This window comes from Pseudomonas sp. H9 (genome assembly GCF_004353925.1).
Taxonomy (GTDB): Bacteria; Pseudomonadota; Gammaproteobacteria; order Pseudomonadales; family Pseudomonadaceae; genus Aquipseudomonas.
Map to the genome: position 1 here is coordinate 1 of NZ_SMOK01000057.1, position 952 is coordinate 952.

1 protein-coding gene is annotated in these 952 nt (G+C 57.9%); it reads left to right on the top strand.

All coding sequences use genetic code 11. From position 1 onward, the window contains the following. Positions 1-952 (top strand): immunoglobulin-like domain-containing protein (locus tag E1573_RS26845; RefSeq protein WP_165957396.1); only part of this gene is annotated, 952 nt, incomplete at both ends.

Genomic DNA, 952 nt, shown 5'->3' on the forward strand with positions numbered 1-952 from the left:
ACAGGCCGGTAGCACTGCCATCCTGACCGTCAATGTCGGCGGCAAGGACTACTTCGTCACCGTCGACAGCAAGGGTTACGGCAAACTCGAAGTCCCGAACGCCAACATCGAAGACGTCTACACCGACGCCAGCAAGGTCACTGCCACCGTCACTGAAGTAAACGGCGGCAACTTCGAAGGCACCGACCTGAAAGATGCGTCGGTGACCGTTGATGTCAAAGACACCATCCAAAACACCAAGGTCGAAGTGACCGCCGATGCGGCGAAAGAAGGCGACGCTAACGTCACCTTCCACTTCCAGCTGAGCAACCCGCCACAGGCCGGTTCCACTGCCGTGTTGACCGTCAACGTCGCGGGCAAAGACTACTTCGTCACTGTCGACGACAAGGGTTACGGCAAACTCGAAGTCCCGAACGCCAACATCGAAGACGTCTACACCGACGCCAGCAAAGTCACTGCGACCGTCACTGAAGTAAACGGCGGCAACTTCGAAGGCACCGACCTGAAAGATGCGTCGGTGACCGTTGATGTCAAAGACACCATCCAAGACACCACGGTCAAAGTGACCGCCGATGCGGCGAAAGAAGGCGACGCTAACGTCACCTTCCACTTCCAGCTGAGCAACCCGCCACAGGCCGGTTCCACTGCCGTGTTGACCGTCAACGTCGCGGGCAAAGACTACTTCGTCACTGTCGACGACAAGGGTTACGGCAAACTCGCAGTCCCGAACGCCAACATCGAAGACGTCTACACCGACGCCAGCAAAGTCACTGCGACCGTCACTGAAGTGAATGGCGGCAACTTCGAAGGCACCGACCTCAAAGGCGCGAATGCAACTGCAACCGTTGAAGACACGGTGCAAAACACCAAGGTCGAAGTCACCGCAGACGCGGCGAAAGAAGGCGACGCCAACGTCACCTTCCATTTCCAGCTGAGCAACCCGCCACAGGCC